The organism is Streptomyces sp. NPDC104309 (assembly GCF_055584025.1).
On record NZ_JBVJMV010000006.1, the window covers coordinates 64066 to 86875 of the forward strand.

The window sequence follows — 22810 nt, forward strand, 5'->3', positions numbered from 1 at the left end:
TCAACCGCGGGACGAGCCGGTTCCCTGGTACGGCAGCACGCAGACGGCCACCGGGGCCGAGAAGGCACCACCGGTGCGGGTCAGCGTCCCGTCCTTCGCGCCGACCCGGAAGACCGTCACCGTGCTCGACTTCTGGTTGGCCGCGAAGAGCAGCGCTCCGTCCGGCGAGAAGGCGATCTGCCGGGGGAAGTCGCCGCCCACCGGCACGGTGTCGAGCAGTCTCAGCGCGGCCCCGTCGTCCTCGACGGCGTAGCGGGTCAGACTGTTGTGCCCCCGGTTGGCCAGGTAGGCGAACCGGCCGTCGCCGGTGACCAGGAACTGTGCCGGAAAGCTGGTACCGGCGCCGGTCCCGGTGGACTGCGGGGCGCCCGGGGACAGGGTGCCGGTGGCCGGGTCGTAGCCACAGACGACGGCGGTGTTGTCGACCTCGCAGGCCAGGTAGGCGTAGCGGCCACCCGGGTGAAACGTGAGGTGCCGCGGCCCGGCCCCGGGACGCAGGGCCGCGTACGAGACCTCGGCGAGGGTGCCGCGCTCCTCGTCCAGCCGGTACGTGTACACGGCGTCGTTGCCGAGGTCCACGGCGAGGATGTGGCCGCCGTCGGGGGTGGTGACGATCTGGTGGGCGTGCGGCCCGTCCTGGCCGGGGCCGGGCGGTGGCGCCGCGTGGGCGACCAGGTCCGTGCGCTCCCCCAGTGAGCCGTCGTCCCCGATGGGGTGCACCGCGACGCTGCCGGAGGTGTAGTTCGCGGTGAGCAGCCACCTTCCCGTGGGGTGGACGGAGAGATGGGTGGGGCCCGCGCCGCCCGTGCCGCGGGTTCCGAGCACCCGATGGGCGCCGTCCGGCGACAGGGCGACGGCCGTCACCCCGCCCCGGTTCTGCTCGTCGACCGCGTAGACGGTGGCTTCCGAGGGATGCATCGCCAGGAAGGAGGGGTTGTCGACGCCGGTGATCACGGGGCCGACGGAGATCGCCCCGGTGGTGGCGTCGTACGAGGCCGTGCCGATTCCCCTGCCCCCGCCCCCGGCCGAGGTGTACGTGCCGAGCAGCAGCTGCCGGGCGGGGCGTGAGCGCGAACCGACCGCGGGCGCGGGGTCCGGCGCGGCCCCCGGGGGCCGGGAGGAGCCGGGCGGGGCGGGGGCCACGGACAGGGCGGCACCGGCGATCAGGGCTCCGAGGACGGTGCGCCGGCTGGTGGCGTGGTTCATGCGAGGTACCTCGTGTGGGGGGAGTCGGCTGCATCGGATGCACCAGCCACCCTGGCCCGCCCCGGACCCCGTCGGCAACCGGCGCAATTCCGGCCTCACCTCGCACAACCCGCACGAAGTCACCCGGCCCGAATTCCGGGCACCCCCTTGACAGCTCCCCCAACGCCAGGCAATCTTCCGTTACGTAGAAACTAACTTCCGCAATACGGAAGGAGCGCCGAAACCCTCATGGGCTACCCGGACCAGCGCTTCGATGTGAACCTTTCGATCCTCTTCACGGAACTCCCGCTCCTGGAGCGCCCCGCGGCCGCCGCCGCGGCGGGCTTCACGGCGGTCGAGCTGTGGTGGCCCTGGATCGAGACCCCCACTCCGCCGCAGGCCGAGCTCGACGCCCTCAAGAAGGCGCTCGACGACGCGGGCACGCAGTTGGTGGGGCTGAACTTCTATGCCGGGCAGCTGCCCGGCCCCGACCGCGGCGCGCTCTCCGTGCCCGGCACGGAGTCGGACCGCTTCCGCGCCAACATCGAGGTGGCGGCCGACTTCGCCGCCTCGGTCGGCTGCAAGGCGCTCAACGCGCTCTACGGCAACCGCGTCGACGGCGTGGACCCGGCTGCGCAGGACGAACTCGCTCTGGAGAATCTGGTCGTCGCCGCCCGCGCGGCCGACCGGATCGGGGCGATCCTGCTGATCGAGACCCTCAACAAGCCGGAATCGCCGCGCTACCCCCTGGTCAGCGCGCCCGCCGGCATCGAGGTCGTCGACAAGGTCAACGCGGCGACAGGACTCGGGAACGCGAAGTTCCTGCTCGACCTGTACCACCTGTCGATGAACGGCGAGGACCTCGGCCAGGTCATCACGGCGTACGCCGACAAGACCGGCCACGTCCAGATCGCCGACAATCCGGGGCGCGGCGCGCCCGGCACCGGCTCGCTCCCGCTGGAGCAGCTCCTCGACGAGCTGACGAAGGCCGGATACGACGGCTGGGTCGGCCTGGAGTACAAGCCGGGCGACCGGCCGAGCGCCGAGGCCTTCGAGTGGCTCCCGGCCACCGCGCGGGCCGCCCGCTGAGGGCGGCGAACTCCCCCTCGTACACACGTTTATCGGAAGGCACCCTCATGAGCAACAACCTCCCCAAGGTTGCGTGGATCGGACTCGGCATCATGGGCTCCCCCATGTCCGAGAACCTGATCAAGGCCGGGTACGACGTCACCGGTCACACCCTGGAGCAGGACAAGATCGACCGGCTGGTCGCGGCCGGCGGCACGGGCGCGGGCTCGATCGCCGACGCGGTCCGGGACGCCGATGTCGTCATCACGATGGTGCCCGCCTCCCCGCAGGTCGAGGCCATCGCCTACGGCCCCGGCGGCATCCTGGAGAACGCGAAGCGCGGGGCGCTGCTGATCGACATGTCGTCGATCACGCCGCAGACCTCCGTGGACCTGGCGAAGAACGCGAAGGACAAGGGCATCCGAGTGCTGGACGCCCCGGTCTCCGGCGGTGAGGCCGGTGCGATCGAGGCCGTACTGTCGATCATGGTCGGCGGCGAGCAGGCCGACTTCGACGCGGCGCAGCCGATCCTCCAGGCGCTCGGCAAGACCATCGTGCTGTGCGGTCCGCACGGCTCCGGTCAGACGGTGAAGGCCGCCAACCAGCTGATCGTCGCGGTCAACATCCAGGCGTGCGCCGAGGCGGTCGTCTTCCTGGAGAAGTCCGGGGTCGACCTCGCCGCCGCGCTGGACGTCCTCAACGGCGGACTGGCCGGCTCGACGGTCCTGACCCGCAAGAAGGACAATTTCCTGAAGCGGGACTTCGCCCCGGGCTTCCGGATCGACCTGCACCACAAGGACATGGGCATCGTCACGGACGCCGCCCGCAACGTCGGCGCCGCGCTGCCCGTCGGCGCCGTCGTCGCCCAGCTCGTCGCCTCGCTGCGCGCCCAGGGCGACGGCGGCCTGGACCACTCGGCACTGCTGCGCTCGGTCGAGCGCCTGTCGGGTCAGCCGGTCCAGGCCTGACCGGCCGGGCCCGGCCGGGCCCGGCAACCAGAGACTTCCGGATGGCGTCGGCGCTGACACCTGTCCTGTCGCGCCCAGGCGTCGGCGCCATCCGGAACACCAGACTTCTATTTTCAACAAACTGTTGACGTCGGGTTCGGGGCGTATCTACGCTCCTGGAGCCCCGAACCGTCGCAGTTCAGCAGCTCAGCAGCTCCCGTACGGAAGGTCGCCCCGACACCATGACGCAGCGCGTGCTTACGACCGAGTCAGGCGCCCCGGTCGCCGACAACCAGAACTCCGCCACCGCCGGCGTCGGTGGCCCGATCCTCCTCCAGGACCAGCACCTCCTGGAGAAGCTGGCGCGCTTCAACCGGGAGCGCATTCCGGAGCGCGTGGTCCACGCCCGCGGTTCCGGCGCGTACGGCTACTTCGAAGTGACCGACGACATCACGGCCTTCACCCGCGCCGACTTCCTCTCCGAGGTCGGCAAGCGCACGGAGACGTTCATCCGCTTCTCGACCGTCGCCGACTCGCTGGGCGGCGCGGACGCGGTGCGCGACCCGCGCGGCTTCGCCCTCAAGTTCTACACGGACGAGGGCAATTACGACCTCGTCGGCAACAACACCCCGGTGTTCTTCATCAAGGACCCGATCAAGTTCCCCGACTTCATCCACTCGCAGAAGCGCGACCCGTTCACGGGCCGTCAGGAGCCGGACAACGTCTGGGACTTCTGGGCTCACGCTCCCGAGGCCACGCACCAGGTCACCTGGCTGATGGGTGACCGCGGCATCCCCGCCTCGTACCGTCACATGAACGGCTACGGCTCGCACACGTACCAGTGGACGAACGCCGAGGGCGAGGCCTTCTTCGTCAAGTACCACTTCAAGACGAACCAGGGGGTGCGCTCCCTCTCCAGCGAGCAGGCCGCCGAACTCGCGGGCAAGGACGGCAACTCGCACCAGACGGACCTGCTGCAGGCCATCGAGCGCGGGGTGAACCCGTCCTGGACCCTGTACGTGCAGGTCATGCCGGCTGCCGAGGCCGCGGACTACCGCTTCAACCCGTTCGACCTCACCAAGGTGTGGCCGCACGCGGACTACCCGCTGCAGCGGGTGGGCCGGCTGGTCCTCGACCGCAACCCGGACAACGTCTTCGCCGAGGTCGAGCAGGCCGCGTTCTCCCCGAACAACTTCGTGCCCGGCATCGGTCCGTCCCCGGACAAGATGCTCCAGGGCCGGCTGTTCGCCTACGCGGACGCGCACCGCTACCGGCTGGGCGTCAACCACACCCAGCTCCCGGTGAACGCGCCGCGCACCGCGGTCGTCGACAACTACGGCCGGGACGGGCTGCACGCCACGCGCAGCGGCTCGCGCCACGACAAGAACTACGAGCCCAACTCGTACGCGGGCCCCTCCCAGACCGACGCGGCGCTCTCCGCCCCGCTCGCGATCCACGGCTGGACCGGCACCCACGCGGCGCCCGCCCACACCAAGGACGACGACTTCTTCCAGGCCGGTGAGCTGTACCGGCTGATGTCCGAGGACGAGAAGGGCCGACTGGTCGCCAACATCGCCGGGGGACTGTCCCAGGTGACCCGCGACGACGTGATCGAGAAGAACCTCGCCCACTTCCACGCCGCCGACGCTGACTACGGCAAGCGCGTGGAGGAGGCCGTCCGCGCCCTGCGCGAGGACTGAGCCTCCCACTGAGCCCTGCCCGCGCCGCGTACCTGGATGAGGGGTCTCGTACGGCGCGGGCAGGACGAGGTCGCGGCGGCTGTGCGATGCCAGTGCGGTGGTGAGGGCACCCCTGTTCTTTCGCTTCACCACCCGTGCCAGGGCGCGGAGTACGGATACGGTCCCGTACTCCGCGCCCTTCTTCGTGTTCCGGTCCGCCGGCTCCGCGCCGCTCTCCACGTCCCGGTCCCGGACCGCGCACGCTCGTTCATGTCCCGGTCCCGAACTCCGCACGCCGGTTCATATCCCCGCTTCCCCGGCCCGCCGTTCCCCGCCCGCAGCGGGCTCCGTTCTCGCACGTCGGCCGGCGAGCCGGGTTTCATGCCTGTGGCCCCCGTCCCCGAGTCCCGGGGACGGGGGCCACAGGCGGACCGGCGTGCGGTCAGGAAGCCGCGAGCGGGCGGATCGCCGTCGGGGCGTGGGACGGCTCCGTCGCGATGTCCTCGAACTCGTTGACGGACGCGATGTCCGTACCGCTCATCGCGATGTTCGTCACGCGCTCCAGGATCGCCTCGACCACGACCGGCACCCGGAACTCCGCGGCCAGCTTCTTCGCCTCCTCGAAGGCCGGGAGCAGCTGGTCCGGCTCGGTGACGCGGATGGCCTTGCAGCCCAGCCCCTCGACGACCTTGACGTGGTCGACGCCGTAGACGCCGAGCTCCGGCGAATTGAGGTTCTCGAACTCCAGGTTGACCTGGAAGTCGATGTCGAAGTTGCGCTGCGCCTGGCGGATCAGCCCCAGGTAGGAGTTGTTCACCAGGACATGGACGTACGGGATCCGGTGCTGCGCGCCGACGGCCAGCTCCTCCAGCATGAACTGGAAGTCGTAGTCGCCGGAGAGCGCGACGACGGAACCGTCCGGGTCGGCGGTGGCGACGCCCAGCGCGGCCGGGATGGTCCAGCCGAGCGGGCCCGCCTGGCCGCAGTTGATCCAGTGGCGCGGCCGGTAGACGTGCAGCATCTGCGCACCGGCGATCTGGGAGAGGCCGATCGTGGTGACGTACCGGGTCTCGGGACCGAAGGCCCGGTTCATCTCCTCGTACACCCGCTGCGGCTTCAGCGGGACGTTGTCGAAGTGCGTGCGGCGCTGCAGCGCGGCCCGGCGCTCCTGGGTGGACGCGGCCCACTCCGAGCGGTCCTTGAGCTTTCCGGCCGCCTTCAGCTCACGCGCCACCTCGACGAACAGCTCCAGCGCGGCCTTGGCGTCGGAGGCGATGCCGAGGTCGGGGGCGAAGATCTTGCCGAGCTGGGTGGGCTCGATGTCCACGTGGACGAAGGTGCGGCCCCGGGTGTAGACGTCGAGCTTGCCGGTGTGGCGGTTGGCCCAGCGGTTGCCGATACCGAGGACGAAGTCGGACTCCAGGAAGTTCGCGTTGCCGTAGCGGTGCGAGGTCTGCAGGCCGACCATGCCCGCGTTCAGTTCGTGATCGTCGGCGATGATGCCCCAGCCCATCAGGGTCGGGACGACCGGGACTCCGGTCAACTCGGCGAATTCCACGAGGAGTTCGGACGCATCGGCGTTGATGATGCCGCCGCCCGCGACGAGCAGCGGACGCTCGGAGGCGTTCAGCATCTCCACGGCGCGCTCGATCTGCTTGCGGGTCGCGGCGGGCTTGTGCACCGGCAGCGGCTCGTACAGATCGGGGTCGAACTCGATCTCGGTGAGCTGGACGTCGATGGGCAGGTCGATGAGGACCGGGCCGGGACGGCCGGTGCGCATCAGGTGGAAGGCCTGCTGGAAGACGCCCGGGACCTGGGCGGCTTCGAGCACGGTCGTGGCGGCCTTGGTGACGGGCGCCGCGATCGAGGTGATGTCGACCGCCTGGAAGTCCTCCTTGTGGAGCACGGCGGTCGGGGCCTGGCCGGTGATGCAGAGGATCGGGATGGAGTCGGCGATGGCGGAGTAGAGGCCGGTGATCATGTCGGTGCCGGCCGGTCCCGACGTGCCGATGCAGACGCCGATGTTGCCCGCGCGTGCCCGGGTGTAGCCCTCCGCCATGTGGGAGGCGCCCTCGACGTGGCGGGCGAGCGTGTGATGAACCCCGCCGGAGGCCTTGAGGGCCGCGTAGAAGGGGTTGATCGCCGCGCCCGGCACACCGAACGCGTTGCTGACGCCTTCGCGCTTGAGGATCTCAACTGCCGCTCGGGCAGCGGTCATTCGAGGCATTGAGTGCTCCTGCTCGGACCTGGTGGATTCGGGCTCTGTCGCGCCACCTGAGAGCGCCAATTCCGCATTACGGAAACTTGATTCTGTTATACGGAAGTAAATCTAAAGCGCGGCCGGGCGACCGTCAAGAGAGTCCGGTCGGCGGGACCGATGCGCGCGGGTCCGCGAAGTCGGCCAAGTGGCTCCCCGGGACCTCGCTCTTGGTGGACCATGGGGGATACGGAGCGCAGTCGGCCCGTATCGGTCGCCGCCGGCGTGCTCCGGTGTGCCGAGCGAGGTGCCCCGACGCCGGACGCGCGGACCGGAGGGAGATCATGGTGGAGTCGGTGCCGGTACGCTGCCCGGCCTGCCGCCGCGACCACACGTACAGCCCGCAGGCCTACCCCTGCCCGTGCGGGGCGCCGACCTCCCCGCCCGTGCTGCGCGGCGCCCCGGTCGCACCGATCACGCACCGCACCTGGATCGACGACTGGGTGACGGTGCGCTGTCGCACCTGCGGGCGCCACGACCAGTGGCCGCAGCCGGAGCTGTGCTGCCCGTGCGGGGCGGTGCTGCGGATACCGGTGCGGCCGGCGGCCGAGGGCGACGGCGCCGCCCCTGCCGACCGGTCCCGGCCCGACCGTCCCGCACACATTCCGCTGCCGCGTACGGCACCGCCGCCCCGGCCGGCGTTCCGGTCCCTGCCGATCCGCACGGCGCACGACGCGATCGAAAGCGCTGCCCGGTATCTGGAGTGGCTGGGCTATGACGATGTGCTGCGGTCGGCGGGCCGTTCCCCGGTACGGATCGATCTGCGGGCCACCGGGCTGATCGTGCAGGTCGACACCAGCCCCCGCCCGACCGCCCTGCGCGACGTCGAGTGCCTCTGGCTGAACGCGCTCACCGCGTCCGTCACCAGCGTCTTCTTCTCACTCGCGGGCTACGCGCGGGACGTCGGGGCGCGCGCGGACGACCTCGGCATGCCGCTCTTCGTACTGGACCCCACGGGAACGCCGCGGCCGGTCAACAGCCCCGCGGACGAACTGATCAGCACCGGCGCCTGAGACCGGCCGACACCCGGGACACCGCCCCATGCGCCGGTCGGTCCGCGCCCCTTCCGGAGCGCCATACTGGCCGTATGCGTATCCGTACCGCCCGCCGCTCCGATCTTCCGCTGCTGCAGGACATCGAGCGCGCCGCCGGTGAACCGTTCCGCGCGCTCGGCATGTCCGCCATCGCGGACGACGACCCTCCGGCACTCGACCTGCTGGACGACTACCGCCGGGCCGGCCGCGCCTGGGTGGCCGTGGACGCCGGTGACCGCCCGGTCGGCTATCTGATCGCCGACCCGGTCGAGGGCGCGGCCCACATCGAGCAGGTGTCCGTCCATCCCTCCGCCGCACGACGCGGTCTGGGCAGCACACTCATCGACCACCTCGCCGGGTGGGCCGCCGCCCGGCGCATGGACGCGCTCACACTCACGACCTTCTCCCACGTCCCGTGGAACGCCCCGTACTACACCCGTCTCGGCTTCCGCGTGCTCGGGGAAGCCGAACTCACCGACGGTCTGCGGAAGATCAGGGCGGAGGAGGCCGAACACGGCCTGGACCGCTGGCCGAGGGTCTGCATGCGGCGCGATATCCCGCGCGCCGCGCACGGGCCGCTCCCCAGCGGAACCGACCGGCAACAGTGAGTGCAATCGGTCACGTTCGGGCCCGGGGCCACACATGTTCGGTCGGTTGTCAGTGGCGGGCCTTAAGGTAGGGAACATGGCTTTAACTCCACGGCACATGCCACCCACCGACCCGTCGCGCACCATCCGACCGGTGTCCCCGTCCGCCGCCCAGGCGAACGAGGCGATACGGGCGTTGGTCGACGCGCGAGCCGGCCAGGACTGGTCCTCCGTGGAGTCCGCCGCCTACGAGGTACTGCTGATCGAATGGGCGGCCGCGACCCGGGGTGTCGCCGGCGACATCATCGAGGCCGCCTGACGACGCCGCGAGGGATCGCCGTGCGAATCCCCCGGTCCCGGAGCTTCTCGTTCGGGTCAGGCCGGGCTCGCGTGCCCCTCGCCGACCCGCCCTGATCCGGACGGTGGACCCTGGCGGCCGTGGGCCTCCCGCAGTTCGATCTTCCGGACCTTCCCGCTGACCGTCATCGGGAAGGTCTCCAGGATCTGCAGCCGGCGCGGGATCTTGTAGTGCGCCAACTGTCCGCGGCAGTGGTCCCTCACCTCCTCCAGGGTCGGCGGGTCCGCCGGGTCCCTCGGGATGACGCAGGCCAGGACCTCCTCGCCGTACGTGTCGTCCGGTACGCCCACCACCTGCACATCCGCGACCTTCGGATGCCCGTGGAGGAACTCCTCGACCTCCCTCGGGTACACGTTCTCGCCACCGCGGATGATCATGTCCTTGATCCGGCCGACGATCTGTACGTAGCCGTCCTCCCGCATCACGGCGAGATCCCCGGTGTGCATCCAGCGGGCCGCGTCGATCGCCTCCGCGGTGCGCTCGGGCTGCTCCCAGTATCCGAGCATCACGCTGTAGCCGCGGGTGCAGAGTTCGCCCGCCGCGCCGCGCTCCACGGTCACGCCGGTCACCGGGTCGACGACCTTGACCTCAAGGTGCGGCATGACCCGGCCGACGGTGCCGGTGCGGCGCTCCAGGTCGTCGTCACGACGGGTCTGGGTGGAGACCGGCGAGGTCTCCGTCATGCCGTAACAGATGGAGACCTCGTCCATATGCATCTCGGCGACGACCCGCTTCATCACCTCGACCGGGCACGGCGATCCGGCCATGATGCCGGTGCGCAGCGAGGACAGGTCGTAGGAGGCGAAGTCGGGCAGGTTCAGCTCCGCGATGAACATAGTGGGGACGCCGTACAGCGAGGTGCAGCGCTCCTGCTGAACGGCTTCGAGCACGGCCGCGGCCTCGAACGCCGGAGCCGGGATCACGATGCAGGCACCGTGCGAAGTGACACCGAGGTTGCCCATGACCATGCCGAAGCAGTGATAGAAGGGGACGGGCAGGCAGACCCGGTCCTGTTCGGTGTAGGAGATCAGCTCCCCCACGAAGTAGCCGTTGTTGAGGATGTTGTGGTGGGAGAGGGTGGCGCCCTTCGGGAAGCCGGTGGTGCCGGAGGTGTACTGGATGTTGATCGGGTCGTCGCAGGACAACTCCGCTTCCCTGGCGGCGAGTTGCGCGCCCGTCACTGATCCGGCCGTGGCCAGCAGCTCGTCCCAGCTCGGGTCGCCGATGTAGTGCACGGCGCGCAGGGCGGGGCAGTCGGCACGCACCTGCCCGACCAGGGCGCGGTAGTCACTGGTGCGGTGCGAGAGCGAGGCGACCAGGATCGAGATCCCGGCCTGCTTCAGGACGTACCCCAGCTCGTGCGCCCGGTAGGCCGGGTTGACGTTGACCATGACGGCTCCGACGCGGGCGGTGGCGTACTGCACCAGCACCCACTCGGGGCAGTTGATCGCCCAGATGCCGACCCGGTCCCCCTTGGCCACCCCCGACGCCATCAGCGCACGGGCCAGCTCGTCGACCGCCGCGCCGAATTCGGCGTACGTCCAACGCCGGCCGGACGCGACGTCGACGAGCGCCTCACGCTCGCCGAACGCCGCGACGGCGCGATCGAGATTGCGTCCCACGGTGTCGTCGAGCAGCGCCGTGGTCCCGGTGCCGTGCGCGTAGGACAGCTCGCTCATCGCAGATCCCCCTCGTCGTACTCGGTGCCGGTGCCGCGGGCCGTGCGCTCGCGCAGCTCGATGCGGCGGATCTTGCCGGAGACGGTCTTGGGCAGCTCGGCGAACTCCAGCCGACGGATCCGCTTGTACGGGGCGAGGACCGCGCGGGAGTGCTCGAAGAGCACCTTCGCCGTGTCGGGTCCGGGCTCCCAGCCCTCCGCGAGCACGACGTACGCCTTCGGCACCGCGAGCCGTACCGGATCGGGGGCCGGGACCACCGCGGCCTCGGCCACCGCGTCGTGCTCCAGCAGGGCGCTCTCCAGCTCGAACGGCGAGATCTTGTAGTCGGAGGCCTTGAAGACGTCGTCGGCCCGGCCGACGTAGGTGATGTAGCCGTCCTCGTCGCGGGAGCCGATGTCACCGGTGCGGTAGTAGCCGCCCGCCATGGCCTCGGCGGTCCGGTCCGGGTCACCGTGGTACCCGGTCATCAGACCCACCGGACGCACGGACAGGTCGAGGGAGATCTCGCCCTCGACCGCGCCCGGCTCACCGGTGACCGGATCGAGGAGCTCGACCTTGAAACCAGGGCTGGGCCGTCCCATCGAACCGGCCTTCAGCAGCTGACCGGGGGTGTTGGCGACCTGGACCGCGGTCTCGGTCTGGCCGAAACCGTCCCGGATGGTAACGCCCCAGGTGCGCCGCACCGTCTCGATGACCTCCGGGTTCAGCGGCTCCCCTGCCGCGACGACCTCGCGCGGCGGGGTCTTCAGCTGGGAGAGGTCGGCCTGGATCAGCATCCGCCAGACGGTGGGCGGGGCGCAGAAACTGGTGACGCCCGAGCGGTCCATCTCGCCCATCAGCCGGCCCGCGTCGAAGCGGGTGTAGTTGAAGATGAAGACGGTCGCCTCGGCGCTCCAGGGCGCGAAGAGGTTGGACCAGGCGTGCTTGGCCCAGCCGGGCGAGGAGATGTTGAGGTGGACGTCCCCGGGCTTGAGGCCGATCCAGTACATCGTCGACAAGTGGCCCACGGGGTAGGAGACATGGGTGTGCTCGACGAGTTTGGGGCTGGCGGTCGTACCGGAGGTGAAGTACAGCATCAGCGGCTCGTCGGCGTCCGTCTCACGGTCCGCCTCGAAGGTCTCCGGCCGCTCGTCGGCACCGGTGTACGACAGCCAGCCGGGCACGTCCGCGCCGACGGCGATCCGGGTGTAGTCGCCGGGCACTTCCGTGAACTTGGCGGTGTCGGTGTCCCGTGCCAGAACGTGCCGGACCCGGCCGCGTTCGACCCGGTCGCGCAGATCGACCGGGCCGAGGAGGGGGGTGGCGGGGATGACGACGGCGCGCAGCTTCATCGCGGCGAGGGCGGTCTCCCACAGCTCGACCTGGTTGCCGAGCATGACGAGGATCCGGTCCCCGGCCCGTACTCCCTGGGCGCGCAGCCAGTTCGCGGCCTGGTTGGAGCGGGCGGACATCCGCGCGAAGGACACCTCGGTACGGCCGCCGTCCTCCTCCACGATGTGCAGGGCGGTGCGGTCGTTGTTCTCGGCGATGGCGTCGAACCAGTCGAGCGCCCAGTTGAAGTGGTCCGTCCGCGGCCAGCAAAAGCCCTCGTAGGCGGCGTGGTAGTCCTCGCGGTGCCGCAGCAGAAAGTCCCGGGCGGCCCGGAACGTCTCCGTCGCGCTGGTTGCCGACATGTGCCCTCCTCATTGCGGACCGGACCGGTCGCTTAACATCATGTAAACAGTGACCGAGGTCTCACCACCCCCGAACGGGGGTGCAGCCGAAAAGGTGCTGAGGATCCCGGCCCGGCCGAGGTCCTCAGGGCGTGCCCGGGAGGCTGCCGGGCCTCGGGAGCCGGGCAGAAAGGCGTCAGCGTGCCGGAATCCGTCGATGCGGTGGAGATGCAAGCGGCGCTGTTGCGGCTGCGCCGGACCAGCGGGGTGCCCGTGGCCTTCGGCGGGCTGCTCTCGGACGCCCGCCATGCCCGGATCGCCGAGCTGAACGGGGCGCAGACCGGCGCCCTGCGTGGACTCGTCATCTCGGCGGGCAGTGGGCTCGGCGGCAAGTCGATCGCCCTGTCCCGGCCGTGCGCGGTGACCGACTACCGCTCCTCGCGCCACATCAGCCACGAGTACGACATGGCGGTCGCGGCGGAGGGTCTGCGCTCGGTGGTGGCGGTGCCCGTCGTCGTGCGGCGCAGGGTGCGCGGCGTGCTGTACGGGGCGCTGCGCGAGCCGGTCACGCTCGGGGACCGGACGTTCGACGCGGCGGTCGCCGCCGCCCGTGATGTGGAGCAGGCCCTGGTCGTACGCGACGAGGTGCAGCAGCTTCTGGCCGTGACGCGGGAGCAGGTCACGGACCCGAGGGCCGCGCCGGGGGCCTGGGAGGACGTCCGCGAGGCCCATCGCGAACTGCGCGCGCTGGTCCCGAAGGTCGTCGACCCGGCCTTGCGCGACGAGTTGCTCGCGGTGTGCGGGCGGCTCGCCACAGCGGCCGGGGCCCGTGTGCCCAAACCCTGCGCCGTGCACCTGGCACCGCGCGAGGTGGACGTGCTGGCGTGCGTGGCGGCGGGGACGACGAACGCGGTGGCGGCGGAGCGGCTGGGGCTGCGGCCCGAGACCGTGAAGGGGTATCTGCGTTCGGCGATGCGCAAATTGGGGGCGCACACCCGTCTGGAAGCGGTGGTGGCGGCGCGACGCGCGGGGCTGCTGCCGTAGGGGGCGGGTACGCGGGACCGGACGGCGGCCGTCGCTCCACGGGTCGCGCACCGGACGCCGCTCACGGCCCGAAGTCGATGAACGTCGCGAACCGGATGTCGTATCCGGTCGCTTCGGTGACCGCGTCCGTCCCGGCCCTCGTCACGGTGGAGAGCATCCGTACGGCCTCCTCGGTGACGGCGTCGCGATCGGCCCGACTCAGCCTGCCGAGCGGCTGCACGGTGAGGGCCGCCGCCCGGCCGGAACCGGAACGGGACCCGGACCCGTCACCGAGCCGCCAGATCGCCGCGAGGAATCCGTCGACCAGCACCGTGCCGTACGCCTGGTTGCCGTTCCCGTTGCGCCCCCGGTACCGCGGCGGGATCACGCGTGAACGGTCCGCGTGGCCGAGCAGCACATTGTCGAACTCGGGCAGGAAGCGCGGCGGGGCGGGGATGTCCTCGTCGGGGCGCGGGGCGTCCGGCAGGTCGAAGAGCTCGACGCCGTTCTCGTCCCGGAAGGTGATGAGCCGCGACCGCAGCCGTTCGAAGACCTCGCGCATCCGGGTCAGTCCGGACCACGCCTGCATGTCCCGGACGGAGGCGGGCCCGAAGGCGCCGAGGTAGCGCAGCACGGTGGCATCGGGTGCGGGCACCGGCCCGGACGGGCTGCCGAGCCAGTGTTCGGCGGTGGTCAGCGCAACCCCTCCGCTCCTGCCCCACACCCCGCGCGGGGTGACCTGGACCAGCGGCAGCAGACAGCGGGCGGCCACGCCCAGGGACTGCGGGTCGGCGTCGGGCCACTCGGCGAGCAGTGCCTCGCGGATCTCCTGGGGGGTACGGGGCCGCTCCTCGACGAGCTTCCTGACGATCGTGCCGAGCCGGTCCGGGTCCACTCCGACGAGCCCCTTGCGGAACGCCCTGAGCTCCCGGTCGCGCGCCGCCTGGACGAGCGGGCGCAGGGTGAGCGCGTCGGCGGCGGTGTGCAGGTGGATGGTGGAGCGCAGGGTGACGATGCGCACCACCTCACGGGACTCCATCAGCCCGGCGAGCTCGGCCGGGTCGAATCCGTCGAGGCGGGCCAGGAGCTGATAATAGGGCGGCTTGGTGTTCTGCGCCTGGAGACCGACGAGCTGCTCGACGGCGCCCTTCGCGGACATCGTGGTCCGGCGCAGCAGCAGCTGGCGTTCCAGCGTGGCGCGGCCCAGCACGCGCGGGGAGAGCACGGTGGGCGCGGCGGGGTCCTTCTTCGCTGACATGAACGGCACGCTACGTGGAGTCGCGGACACCTTCGGTCCGCATGGCGGCCCGGACCCGAGCAGTGCGCCCCGCCATGCCGCCGGACGGCAGGACCCCGGATCGCGGGTCCACCGCCCGCATCATGGGTGGGTGATCAGTGTCCTGTTCGCCGTCCTGACCGCGTTCAGCAACGGCGCGGCCTCCGTCCTCCAGCGCCGCGCCGCCCGCACCGTCCCCGACAGCGAGGCGATGCGTCTGGCGCTGATCGGGCATCTGCTGCGGCGGCGGGTGTGGCTCGCCGGGATCGGCCTGGTGATCGTCGCGGCCGTCTGCCAGGCCGTGGCGCTGGCCACCGGTCCGATCGCCGTGGTCCAGCCGATCTTCGTGATCGAACTGCCGGCCACGCTGCTGATGGCCGGGTTCGTTATGCGGGTCCGGCTGCCCCGGTCGCTCTGGTACGCGGTGGTGGCGGTGACCCTGGGGCTGGCCCTGGGCATGGCCTCGGCGGCACCGGGCGGCGGCGCCACGTCCGTGCACGGCGCGGTCTGGGTGCCCGCACTCATCCTGACCGGCATCTTCGAGGCCGTGCTGATCGGAGCGGCCCTGAGCACGCGCGGCAACCCCCGGGGCGCACTGCTCGGCCTCGCGGCGGCATGCGGGTACGCGCTCACGGCCGCGCTCATGAAGGACGCCATGGCGCGGCTCGAAGGCGGCGGCGGAGCGGCGGCGCTCTTCACGTCCTGGCAGCTGTACGCCACCGCGGCGGCCGGAGTGGGCTCGCTGTTCCTCCTCCAGAACGCGCTCCAGGCCGGCATGCTGGTCGCCGTCCAGCCGCCGCTGACCCTCGGCGACGCGCTGATCAGCGTCGTGTACGGGGTGACGCTCTTCGGCGAGGAGCTGCGTACCGGGTGGTGGGTGCTGCCCGAACTGGTCGCGGTCGCCCTGATCACGGTGGGCTGCGTCGAGCTGGCCCGCTCCCCGCTGGCGTCCGGGACCGCGCCGCCGGCCGCCCGCAGGCTCAGGTGAACTCGCCGCGATTACCGGGATCCGGTCGCGCGGTCCGACCCCACGGGGCTATTCTCCGATCGAGCCATGTGTGGCGAGGGGCGAGGGGCCCGGTTCTTCCTTGGGGGTTGGTGTGGTTTCCGGTCGTGTGGTGCGGTTCGACGGCGCACGGGGATATGGCTTCATCGCACCCGATCACGGTGGTGAGGATGTGTTCCTCCATGTCAACGACATGCTGATCCCCGAGTCCTATGTGCACACGGGCACGGCGGTCGAGTTCGAGATCGAGGACGGTGACCGGGGGCTGAAGGCGTCGTCCGTCCGGCTCGCCGAGGGCCCCGACGGGAAGCCGCTGACTCCCCCGCGGCCCGCCGCGGTCGGCATCGCCGGATCCGCGGACGACGACACGCTGTGCGATGTGCTCAGCGCGGCCGAGTACACCAAGGAGGTCACCGACGTCCTGCTGGAGTCGGCACCCTCACTGACGGGCGCTCAGATCCTGCAGATCCGGGGCGGGTTGCTGCAGTTCGCCAAGAACCACGGCTGGACCGAGGGCTGACGGCACGCCCCGCACAAGCGTTCAGGCGGTCGGCTCCCGCACCACCAGCGGGGTGCCCAGCACCTGGTGTCCGCCGCTGGCGATCATGCGCACCTCGCCCCGGTCACTGATCTCCGCGCGCACGATTCCGGTCTCGTCCTCGTAGATCGGATACCCGCCCGCGCCCGACTGTTCCGTACGCCGGACGGTCACCGTGTCGTCCTCCACGGCCGACGCCTGAAATACCAATTGGTAGCTCTCCGGGTAATCCATGGCGGTTCTCCCGATACGGACGGCGCGGGACAAGGTCCGTCCGCGCCTTCCCTCGTTCTCCTGCTTCCATCGTCCCTCGGTCCGGCCCGTCGTGCCCGGCCGACGGGCCACGGCTGCGGGCTCGTGCCCGGTCCACTTATCCTGAAGCCATACGGGCGGTTCGCCAGCAATCGGGCACACAGCACAGATACGCCCCCTTTCCCCCGGTTTCGCGTGCGCGGCATGCGTGACCGGGACCCCGGAGCCGGGAAGGGACACACCATGAAGGATGCCGACATGGGAGACGATGTCTACCAGCCCCAACAGCCGGAAGCCTCCGACCCCGCCGAGCAGCTCGACATCGAGGACACCCTGGACAACCGGGGCCTGACCGATCTGCTCGACGAGGGCTACTCCCCGCCCGAGCGGCCGTGGGCGGTGGAGGACCAGGGCACCACGGCCGCCGAACAGCGCAGCGGCGAGCCGCTGGAGAGCCGCCTGGCCCGGGAGCTGCCCGAGATCACCGAGATCACCGGCGACGGCCTGGGTGATCTCTCCGGCGGTGACGGCGAACTGTGGGACGGGGAGGTCGGTACGGTACGCGCCGGCCGGCTCACCCGGCAGTTGGACATCAACGAGCCGGACACCCTGGCGGCCGAGGACGTCGGGATCGACGGAGCGGCGGCATCGGCCGAGGAAGCGGCCATGCACGTGGTTCCGGACAGCCAGGGCTGAGAAGGCACTCCCTGCGCCCGCCCCGCCTCCCCACACGACACGCCCTCGCGTCGACGGAGTTGCACACCGGCACTCCCTCGCACACCGCCACTCCTGCACACGCCGGCACTCCTCGCACACCGGCACTCCTGCACATCGGCACCCTTGCACACCACACCCGCGAGTCTTTACTTCCGCTTTACTGCGCTGTGACACCTCACCTCCGAGGTCCGGACCATGACCTCGGAGGTAATCGACGCTTTCCGCGCCATCGGACATCGTGTTCCTCACCAGCACACGGGAGCCCGGCCCCAGGGACCGGGACGCGAGGAGAGGACAGCACGATGACCGCATACGAGGACGCCGTTCAGCGCTACTTCGTCGCCTGGAACGCGGCCACCCCCGAGGACCTGGAGAAGGCCGTGGCGGCTGCCTTCACGGAGAGCGCCACCTACACCGACCCGCTGGCGGACGTGCGCGGTCACGAGGAGCTCACGGCCACGATCAACGGGGCCCACCAGCAGTTCCCCGGCTTCGAGTTCCGGCTGACCGGCACCCCTGACGGGCACCACGACATCGTGCGCTTCAGCTGGGAACTGGTCTCCTCCGCCGACGGCTCGGCACCCGTCGCCGGGTCGGACGTGCTGGCCCTCGCCGAGGACGGACGCATCGCCTCGGTCAGCGGCTTCCTCGACCGCGTGCCCGGAGCCTGATCCGCCGACAGGACAGACCGGTCGGCGCCGAGCGCACCGGCCGTCCGACGAGCCGCCCGTCCCATGGACGGCTCCTCAGCCGCCCGCGCACGGCGAGTTCCGCGACGCGGGCGCGGCGGCTGATCGCCCCCCTCGGTCCCGTCCTCGGCAGGGACGCCTTCGGGCGGTTCCCAGTCGAGGCCGGGCCCGTCGGGGGCGCTCCTCGTTTCCGGCGGCCCCGTGGCGGACTCGCCACGCCGGGGCCGACGCCGGACCGGCGCGACGTCAGGCCGGCTCATCGAGGAACTTCCCGCCCTCCAGAAGGGTTTTGAGCGAGGAGAGGATCGCGATCCAGCCGTCGCTGATGCCCTCCAGCATCCTGCTCTCCGGGCTGTCGAACCCGTCGTGGGTGACCGTCAGTTTGATGCCCAGCTCGGGCTCGTCGGCGGGCTCGATGGCGAAGGCGACCTTCGACCGCTCCCGGACGGCCTTCTCCCACTCCTCGTCCGAGGCGAAGTCGAACATCTGACGGTGCATGGGCTGCAGAGTGTGCCAGGTGTACGAGAGCCGCTCACCGGGCTCCGCCTCCAGGACACGCTGGCCGACCTCCTCGAACTCACCGTCCGGGTCCATCTTCCACCGCACCGGCGCGCCGACCTCCCAGGTCGACTCGGGGCCGTAACCACCCATGTAGATCTTGATGAACTCGGGGTCGGTCAGCGCCCGATACAGCTTCTCGGCGGTGGTCTGGATGTAGAGGGCGTAGACGAACTCGGGCTTGTCCATGACCGTTCCTTCCGCGGTCTGCTCAAGGTGGGACAGCGTGGCCGGGCGGCGCCCGTACCGGCCGATCCAGCGGTCGGCGAGCTCCTGGATGGGCACCGGGTCGAGGCAGTACAGCTTCTCCCGCCCCCGGCGCACGGCGGTGACCAGCAGCGCCGATTCCAGCACCGCCAGATGTTTGCTCACCGCCTGCCGGCTCATGCCCAGCCCCTCGCCCAACTCGCGCAGGGTCTGGCCGCCCCGCGCGTCGAGCCGGTCGAGGAGCTCCCGGCGGCTCGGATCGGCGAGCGCCTTGAATATCGGGTCCAACGCCGCCATCGGGACCACCCTCACCAGTTCGTTCCCCCGCCTCCCTCTCCACCATAGGCAACCCTTCGGTTGCACGGCGAGCCGGAGCCGCGGGGCCCACCACGAGCCGGGCCGCCGATGGGCGGCCTCCATCGGCCGAGGCTGCCGGAAGACACCCACCGCGCCTTCGCACCTCCCACCCCCACTGCTCGCCCGCACACCTCCCGGCCGCCTGAGCGATTTCTGGAATTAGCTTCTGATGTCTTGTCACAGCCGGTTCTACGCGCATAGCTTTTGCCCTCACCACACTTCGGGAGCAGCTCACCGTGCACATATCCAGACCCCGTACCGTCCTCCTGGCCGGCGCCGTCGCCGTCACGCTCTCGGCCACCGCGCTGCCCGCCGCATTCGCGACTCCGTCCTCGACCGCCGTGATCTCCGAGGTGTACGGCGGTGGGGGCAACTCGGGTGCCACACTCAGCCGCGACTTCATCGAACTGGCCAACGCCGGTTCCGCCGGTTACGACCTGTCCGGTTTCAGCGTCCAGTACCTGCCCGCCGCCCCGTCCGCCGGATCGCTGTGGCAGGTCTCCGCACTGAGCGGTTCCATCGCCCCCGGTGGCCGCTATCTCGTCGCCCAGGCCGCGGGCACCGGCGGCACCGTCGCGCTGCCGACGCCGGACACCACCGGCACGGTCGCGATGGCAGCCGGTGGCGGCACCGTCGCGCTCGTCTCCGGCACGACCCCGCTGACCTGCAAGACGGCTGCCGACTGCGCGGCCGACACCCGGATCGTGGACCGCGTGGGCTACGGCTCCGCGGTCGTACGGGAGGGCAGCGGCCCGGCCGCGGGAGCGTCGAACACCTTCTCGGTGGCGCGCGGTGCGTCCCTCGCCGACACCGATGACAACGCCGCCGACTTCACCGCCGGCGACCCGACACCGGTCAACTCGGCCGGTGAGACGTCCGGCGGCTCCGGCCCGGTGGACCCCGGCGGCCCGACCGAGCCCGGCACCGTCCGGATCCACGACATCCAGGGCACCACCCGGGTGTCGCCGCTCAAGGGCCGGTCGGTGACCGGGGTGCCCGGCATCGTCACCGGCGTACGTACCACCGGTTCGCGCGGCTTCTGGATCCAGGACCCCGCGCCGGACGCGGACCCCCGTACCAGCGAGGGCGTGTTCGTGTTCACCGGCTCCACCGCTCCGGAGGTCGCCGTGGGCGACTCGGTGCTGGTCAGCGGCAAGGTGGACGAGTACTACCCCTCGTCGACCACCCAGTCGATCACCGAGATCACCGCCCCGAAGACGACCGTGCTGTCCTCGGGCAACGCGCTGCCGGCCCCGGTCGTGCTCGACGCGGCCTCGGTACCGGACGCCTACGCCCCTTCGGCGGACGGCGGTTCGATCGATTCGCTGGCCCTCGCCCCCTCGGCGTACGCCCTCGACCTCTACGAGTCGCTCGAAGGCACCCGCGTCCGCATCTCCGACACACGGGTGACGGGTGCGACGACCGCGTACGACGAGGTGTGGGTGACCGTCAAGCCGGACGAGAACCGGACCCGGCGGGGCGGCACGCTGTACTCCTCCTACAACGACCAGAACACCGGCCGCATCAAGGTGATGTCCCTCGACCCGGCCGCCCCGGTCCCCGTCGCCGACGTGGGCGATGTGCTGTCCGGCGCCACCACCGGTGTCATGGACTACGCGTCGTTCGGCGGTTACAACCTCCAGGCCACCGAACTCGGCACGCTCACCGACAACCATCTCCGGCGGGAAGTCACCCGGAAGCAGAAGGGCAACGAGCTCGCCGTCGCCACGTACAACGTGGAGAACCTGGACGCCCTGGACGAGCAGGCCAAGTTCGACACCCTCGCCGAGGGCATCGCGACCAACCTCTCCTCCCCGGACATCGTGTCGCTGGAGGAGATCCAGGACGACAACGGCGCGGTGAACGACGGCACGGTCGGCGCCGAGGCGACGTTGAAGCGCTTCACCGACGCGATCGTCGCCGCGGGCGGTCCCCGGTACGCGTGGCGGTACATCTCCCCCGAGAACAACAAGGACGGCGGCGAACCGGGCGGCAACATCCGCAACGTCTTCCTCTTCAATCCCAAGAGGGTCGACTTCGTGGACCGCGCGGGCGGCGACGCGACCACCGCCGTGACCGCCGTGCGGACGAAGAAGGGGGTGACGCTCTCGGCGTCGCCCGGCCGGATCACCCCGACCAGCGACGCGTGGGCGGACAGCCGCAAGCCGCTCGTCGGAGAGTTCCGCTTCCACGGCAAGCCGGTCTTCGTCATCGGCAACCACTTCACGTCCAAGGGCGGCGACCAGCCCCTGCACGGCCGGTACCAGGCGCCGAAGCGCAGCTCCGAGACGAAGCGCGTGAAGCAGGCGACGGAGGTGAACACCTTCGTCAAGTCGCTGCTGGCCGCCGACGATTCGGCCCGGATCATCACGCTCGGCGACCTCAACGACTTCGCCTTCTCCCCGACGATGGACGCGCTGACCAACGGCAAGGTGCTCAAGCCGCTGATCACCACGCTGCCCGCGAGCGAGCAGTACAGCTATGTGTACGAGGGCAACTCGCAGACGCTGGACCACATCCTGACCAGCCCCGGCGTCCGTCGCTTCGACTACGACGTGGTCCACATCAACGCGGAGTTCGCCGACCAGGCGAGCGACCACGACCCGCAGGTCGTGCGGGTGGACGTCAACGCCCCGAGCCCCAACGGGCACTGACCTCCGGGCCCGCGCGAACGCCGCGGGCCACGAGGGTGGGGCCGACCGGCCACCGGTCGGCCCCACCCTCGCGTCGTTCCAAGTGCTGTCCCGTCATCCCACGCCCGCTCGGGATTACGGGACAGCCCTTGGGGCGGACCACCGCCCGCGCCGATGCCCGGTCCGGCTCTCAGGCCCTCGGCACCGGCCGCACGCCCGTCGACTGACGCGGCAGGGCGGCCAGGCCCGGCGCGGGCTCCAGCGGACGGTCGGTGAAGAAGCGGGCGACCAGGTCCGCGACATCGTCCGGGCGCTCCAGGACGACCCAGTGGTCGGACTCGTCGATCGTGACGAACCTGCTGCCCTCGATGGTGGCGGCGAAGGCACGCTGCCGTTCGGGCGAGGTCACGGTGTCGTGCTCCCCCGCGAAGAGGAGGGCCGGTACGCCGGTCAGTCCGCCGGAGAAGTCCGGCCGGTGTCCCAGCGCCCGGTGCAGCGACCGCGCGGCGTGCGGCGAATGGGTGAGGGCGTACAGGAACGAACGCCGGACGTAGCGTTGCGCCAACTCCCGCCGGTGGACCTTGCGTTCCGGGTCCAGGCACATCAGCGCCGCGGCGGCCAGGGTGGCGAGCCCCTCCATGTCGCCGGACTCCAGCCGGTCGACGGCCCGGCCCCACTGGGCCCGCTGGCCGTCACCGATATGGGCCGGCACACCACCGAGGACCAGTCGGGCGATGCGGCCGGGGTGCCGCTGCGCGCAGCCGAAGGCGATCGAGGTGCCGTAGGAGAAGCCGAACAGATTGACCTTCGGCACGTTCAGGTCCTCGATGATTCCGGCGACGGCGGCGTACAGCACGTCGTCGCCCGCACCGGGCGGGAGCGGGTCCGCGCCGCCCATACCGGGCAGGTCGGCGGTGACCACGGAGGCGAGCGGCCCCAGGTGGTCGTCCATCTGGGGCCAGCCGTACATTCCCTGGAGCGCCCCGCCGAGAACGACGACCGGCTCGGTCCGGGGCGAGAGCTGCGGGAGGACCCGGTAGCCGTAGCGCAGCCCGTGCACCGACAGGGTCCGGATGATCTCCTCGGCCATGGTGGTCCTCGCTTCCGG

20 protein-coding genes are annotated in these 22810 nt (G+C 70.9%); 12 read left to right on the forward strand and 8 right to left on the reverse strand.

What is annotated here, in order from left to right; translation table 11 throughout:
* Positions 1 to 1206 carry a lactonase family protein gene (locus ACZ68L_RS10815; RefSeq protein ID WP_469575998.1) on the reverse strand — a complete coding sequence of 402 codons (1206 nt, stop codon included), beginning with the start codon at positions 1204 to 1206 and terminating at the stop codon, positions 1 to 3.
* 228 nt (positions 1207 to 1434) lie between these two features.
* On the opposite strand from ACZ68L_RS10815, the gene ACZ68L_RS10820 reads away from it, so the two are divergent.
* The 3 genes from ACZ68L_RS10820 to ACZ68L_RS10830 all read left to right on the forward strand — a co-directional run bounded on the left by ACZ68L_RS10820 (position 1435) and on the right by ACZ68L_RS10830 (position 4900).
* Positions 1435 to 2274 carry a TIM barrel protein gene (locus tag ACZ68L_RS10820; protein WP_469576000.1) on the forward strand — a complete coding sequence of 280 codons (840 nt, stop codon included), beginning with the start codon at positions 1435 to 1437 and terminating at the stop codon, positions 2272 to 2274.
* Positions 2275 to 2321: 47 nt separating this feature from the next.
* On the forward strand, positions 2322 to 3221 hold the full coding sequence (locus tag ACZ68L_RS10825; RefSeq protein WP_469576001.1) for a 2-hydroxy-3-oxopropionate reductase: 900 nt from the start codon (positions 2322 to 2324) through the stop codon (positions 3219 to 3221).
* A 221-nt stretch (positions 3222 to 3442) separates the two neighbouring features.
* The gene (locus tag ACZ68L_RS10830) at positions 3443 to 4900 is read left to right on the forward strand and encodes a catalase (RefSeq protein ID WP_469576003.1); all 1458 of its coding nucleotides are present in this window, start codon (positions 3443 to 3445) and stop codon (positions 4898 to 4900) included.
* 421 nt (positions 4901 to 5321) lie between these two features.
* Here ACZ68L_RS10830 and gcl read toward each other — a convergent pair whose 3' ends face one another.
* Positions 5322 to 7106: a glyoxylate carboligase gene (gene gcl, locus ACZ68L_RS10835; protein ID WP_469576005.1), complete on the reverse strand. Its 1785-nt coding sequence runs from the start codon at positions 7104 to 7106 to the stop codon at positions 5322 to 5324.
* Between the two features lie 317 nt (positions 7107 to 7423).
* On the opposite strand from gcl, the gene ACZ68L_RS10840 reads away from it, so the two are divergent.
* The 3 genes from ACZ68L_RS10840 to ACZ68L_RS10850 all read left to right on the forward strand — a co-directional run bounded on the left by ACZ68L_RS10840 (position 7424) and on the right by ACZ68L_RS10850 (position 9076).
* Positions 7424 to 8149: a hypothetical protein gene (locus ACZ68L_RS10840; RefSeq protein ID WP_469576410.1), complete on the forward strand. Its 726-nt coding sequence runs from the start codon at positions 7424 to 7426 to the stop codon at positions 8147 to 8149.
* 74 nt (positions 8150 to 8223) lie between these two features.
* Complete coding sequence (locus tag ACZ68L_RS10845; protein WP_469576006.1) at positions 8224 to 8778, forward strand: GNAT family N-acetyltransferase; 555 nt, start codon at positions 8224 to 8226, stop codon at positions 8776 to 8778.
* A gap of 76 nt (positions 8779 to 8854) precedes the next feature.
* Positions 8855 to 9076 (forward strand): hypothetical protein, encoded by a 222-nt coding sequence (locus ACZ68L_RS10850; protein WP_469576008.1) that lies wholly within the window; start codon positions 8855 to 8857, stop codon positions 9074 to 9076.
* A 56-nt stretch (positions 9077 to 9132) separates the two neighbouring features.
* On the opposite strand, the gene ACZ68L_RS10855 is transcribed toward ACZ68L_RS10850, so the two are convergent.
* Positions 9133 to 10794: an AMP-binding protein gene (locus tag ACZ68L_RS10855; RefSeq protein ID WP_469576009.1), complete on the reverse strand. Its 1662-nt coding sequence runs from the start codon at positions 10792 to 10794 to the stop codon at positions 9133 to 9135.
* The gene (locus tag ACZ68L_RS10860) at positions 10791 to 12467 is read right to left on the reverse strand and encodes an AMP-binding protein (protein WP_469576011.1); all 1677 of its coding nucleotides are present in this window, start codon (positions 12465 to 12467) and stop codon (positions 10791 to 10793) included. The genes ACZ68L_RS10855 and ACZ68L_RS10860 overlap by 4 nt, the downstream gene beginning before the upstream one ends.
* Positions 12468 to 12647: 180 nt before the next feature.
* Here ACZ68L_RS10860 and ACZ68L_RS10865 point away from each other — a divergent pair, with 180 nt between their 5' ends.
* The gene (locus tag ACZ68L_RS10865; RefSeq protein ID WP_469576012.1) at positions 12648 to 13490 is read left to right on the forward strand and encodes a helix-turn-helix transcriptional regulator; all 843 of its coding nucleotides are present in this window, start codon (positions 12648 to 12650) and stop codon (positions 13488 to 13490) included.
* Positions 13491 to 13551: 61 nt separating this feature from the next.
* Here the strand turns inward: ACZ68L_RS10865 and ACZ68L_RS10870 are convergent, their stop codons facing one another.
* Positions 13552 to 14727 (reverse strand): winged helix DNA-binding domain-containing protein, encoded by a 1176-nt coding sequence (locus ACZ68L_RS10870; protein WP_469576014.1) that lies wholly within the window; start codon positions 14725 to 14727, stop codon positions 13552 to 13554.
* Between the two features lie 130 nt (positions 14728 to 14857).
* Between ACZ68L_RS10870 and ACZ68L_RS10875 the strand changes: the two genes are divergently transcribed.
* A complete protein-coding gene (locus ACZ68L_RS10875; RefSeq protein ID WP_469576016.1) occupies positions 14858 to 15733 on the forward strand; it encodes a DMT family transporter in 876 nt (291 codons plus the stop codon).
* Positions 15734 to 15845: 112 nt separating this feature from the next.
* Positions 15846 to 16271 carry a cold-shock protein gene (locus ACZ68L_RS10880; protein ID WP_469576017.1) on the forward strand — a complete coding sequence of 142 codons (426 nt, stop codon included), beginning with the start codon at positions 15846 to 15848 and terminating at the stop codon, positions 16269 to 16271.
* 21 nt (positions 16272 to 16292) lie between these two features.
* Here ACZ68L_RS10880 and ACZ68L_RS10885 read toward each other — a convergent pair whose 3' ends face one another.
* Entirely contained in the window at positions 16293 to 16523 is a 231-nt protein-coding gene (locus ACZ68L_RS10885; protein WP_404249755.1) for a DUF6296 family protein, read from the reverse strand.
* Between the two features lie 261 nt (positions 16524 to 16784).
* On the opposite strand from ACZ68L_RS10885, the gene ACZ68L_RS10890 reads away from it, so the two are divergent.
* Entirely contained in the window at positions 16785 to 17237 is a 453-nt protein-coding gene (locus tag ACZ68L_RS10890; RefSeq protein ID WP_469576018.1) for a DUF5709 domain-containing protein, read from the forward strand.
* A 323-nt stretch (positions 17238 to 17560) separates the two neighbouring features.
* Positions 17561 to 17929 carry a nuclear transport factor 2 family protein gene (locus ACZ68L_RS10895; RefSeq protein WP_361452235.1) on the forward strand — a complete coding sequence of 123 codons (369 nt, stop codon included), beginning with the start codon at positions 17561 to 17563 and terminating at the stop codon, positions 17927 to 17929.
* 264 nt (positions 17930 to 18193) lie between these two features.
* Here the strand turns inward: ACZ68L_RS10895 and ACZ68L_RS10900 are convergent, their stop codons facing one another.
* Positions 18194 to 19000 carry an ArsR/SmtB family transcription factor gene (locus tag ACZ68L_RS10900; protein ID WP_469576411.1) on the reverse strand — a complete coding sequence of 269 codons (807 nt, stop codon included), beginning with the start codon at positions 18998 to 19000 and terminating at the stop codon, positions 18194 to 18196.
* A 305-nt stretch (positions 19001 to 19305) separates the two neighbouring features.
* On the opposite strand from ACZ68L_RS10900, the gene ACZ68L_RS10905 reads away from it, so the two are divergent.
* Positions 19306 to 21723 (forward strand): endonuclease/exonuclease/phosphatase family protein, encoded by a 2418-nt coding sequence (locus ACZ68L_RS10905; RefSeq protein ID WP_469576019.1) that lies wholly within the window; start codon positions 19306 to 19308, stop codon positions 21721 to 21723.
* A 169-nt stretch (positions 21724 to 21892) separates the two neighbouring features.
* On the opposite strand, the gene ACZ68L_RS10910 is transcribed toward ACZ68L_RS10905, so the two are convergent.
* Positions 21893 to 22792: an alpha/beta fold hydrolase gene (locus tag ACZ68L_RS10910; protein ID WP_469576021.1), complete on the reverse strand. Its 900-nt coding sequence runs from the start codon at positions 22790 to 22792 to the stop codon at positions 21893 to 21895.
* Positions 22793 to 22810: the final 18 nt, after the last annotated feature.